At 71.9% G+C, this 2,493-nt stretch carries 1 protein-coding gene; it reads left to right on the top strand.

Annotated elements, in window-relative coordinates; all coding sequences use genetic code 11:
* Positions 1 to 93 precede the first annotated feature (93 nt).
* Positions 94 to 2,493: ABC transporter permease (locus tag EIO58_RS16130; RefSeq protein WP_205789333.1), on the top strand; the 2,400-nt coding region annotated here is incomplete at its 3' end.

Genomic DNA, 2,493 nt, shown 5'->3' with positions numbered 1-2,493 from the left:
CGGCGCGCGTGGGCCTCGAGCGCGCTGGTCGCGACGCTCGTCGCGCTGCCGATCGCGGGGATGTCGGCGTTCGTCGTGTACTCGGCGAGCCTCATGCCGACCCCCGCGGAGGAGGTCGCGGCGGAGCTCGGGCAGATGCAGGCCTGGATCGAGCCCGTGGGCGTGCCGGACGCCGGGTTCTGGCAGGTGCCGATCGAGCCGACGTGGCACGGTTACGCGATCGAGGCCGACGGCACCATGACGATTCCCGAGGGCGCGCCGCTCGACGACCCGACGGAGGTGCTGACCGCGGGCACCGAGGTGATCGCGCTCGCGCAGGGTCGGGCGACGATGCGGACTGCGGCCGGATCGACGTCTCTTCCCGCGTGGGCGGGGGCGGCCTGGGACCCGCGCTTCGCGGGGGCTTACGACCTGGTCGAGGGTGAACGGCCGGCGACATCGCGCGAGGCGATGGTGACGCCCGCGGCACTGGACCGTCTCGGCATCGAGATCGGCGACGTGCTGCCGCTGTCCGGCACGACGCAGGAGTACACCGTGGTGGGCACGCTCGAGGCCGCGCAGCTGGCCGACGCCGACGCGGCGCTGTTCCTTCCCGAGTCGGCGCAGGATCTGGTCGGGGGGACGACCCGGTGGTACGTGCCCGAGCGGGAGCTGCCGTGGACCGAGGTGCAGAGACTCAACGAGGAGGGCGGCGTCGTGGTCTTCTCGCGCGCGGTGGTGCTCGGTCCCCCCGTCTTCGAGAACCGCTACTACGCCTCGGGCTCGCCGATGGACTGGTGGTCGACGATGTGGCCGCTCGTGCTCATGCTGACGGTCGCCGGGCTCTTCGCCGGCTACGTCGTCGTGATGCTCGCCGGTGCCGCGTTCGCCGTCGCCGCGCGGCGACAGCAGCGCGCGCTCGCAGTCGCGGCCAGCGTGGGTGCCGATCGGCGCGATCTCTCGCGCACGATCCTGTTGCAGGGCACCTCCCTCGGTGTCGTCGGCGGCACGATCGGAGTGCTCTCCGGCGTCGGCATCGCCGCGCTGGTCATGACCCTGACCTCCGACGGCAGGGCGACGCAGTTCTGGGGCTTCCACGTGCCGTGGGAGATCCTTGCCGCGATCCTCGTGTTCGCGGTCGTCGTCGGCACCGCTTCGGCGTTCATGCCCGCGCGTCGCGTTGCACGCACCGACGCGCTCCAGGCGCTGCGCGGCGCGAGGCGCCCGCAGAAGCCGATCGCCTCGCGTCCGGTGTGGGGCTCGATCCTGCTCGTGCTCGGCGTGGCGATCACACTGCTCAGCGCCTTCGCGGTCGCGACGATCAACGCGACGGACGCGTTCGGATACGACTCGCCGATGCGCTACGTCCCCGCGTACGGCATCGTCGTGGGGCCGATCCTCGCGCAGTTCGGCATCCTGATGTCGGGTCGGTGGCTGCTGTGGGTGTCGTCGCGAGGCCTGTCGCACGTGGGGATGGCGGCCAAGCTGGCGTCGAGGGATGCCGCCGCCAACGCCTCGCGCACGGTCCCGGCTTTCGCGGCGATCGCGGCGACCGTCTTCATCGGGGTCTTCGCGCTGGGTCAGTCCTCGATGCAGACGGCGCAGACCGCGCGGATGTGGTTCTATCAGGCCCCGGTCGGCAGCATCGCGGTGTCGTTCTGGCCCGGCCCCGGGTCGACCACCGGCACGCTGACCGGGGACGACGCCGAGGAAGCGGCCGCGGCGGCGACTCAGCTCGCGCGCGACGCGGATGCCGACGAAGTCGCGGTGCTCTTGCGTCAGGAGCGGGCGTGGGCATACCCGAGCCCCGAGTCGGTTCCGGACGACCTCACGTTCACCCTTGCGATCCTTCCTGACGAGTATCTGCTCGCCCCTGACGGAGGATCCTTCCAGTCGTCGGGGCAGGATCCGAGCAATCCGATCTCGGTCATCTCGCCGGACGACCTCGCGACGGCGATCGGCGTCGTGCTGCCGGCACCCGACCTCGCCGCGTACCGAGCGGGCGCGGCCATCGTGCCGGACGCCCGCTTCGTCACCGACGGGTCGATCACGGTCGAGACCTATCGGGCTGTCGATCAGTACGAGGGGCGCGTGCCCGACAACATCTTCGAGCCGCGTCCGGACTCACCTCCGTTCGCAGCTCCGTTGAACGCGGAGCGGCTCGATGCGATCGTGGTCGATGCCCCGCTGCAGCCGGTCGGCATCGCGATCGCACCCGAGACCGCCGAACGCCTCGGCATGACGCTCGTGCCCGAGCGCGTGGTGGCCTCGACTCAGGAGCCGCTGAGCCAGCGAGCGCGCGACCGGATGCAGTCGCAGGCGGAAGGTCTCAGCACCAGCGCCTCCGTCATCTCGCCGTACGTGGAACTGGGGCCGCCGAGCGACGCCGCGTGGACCGTGCCGCTGCTCACCGCCGTCTCGGTGCTCGTGCTCGGGGCGAGCGCCGTCGCGCTCGGGCTCGCGCGGTTCGAGCGCCGGCCCGACGATGCGACGCTCGCCGCCGTCGGCGGCACG

Origin of the sequence: Microbacterium sp. CPCC 204701 (assembly GCF_004010105.1) — a bacterium.
GTDB lineage: Bacteria > Actinomycetota > Actinomycetes > Actinomycetales > Microbacteriaceae > Microbacterium.
This window is presented reverse-complemented; position numbering and strand designations above follow the sequence as displayed.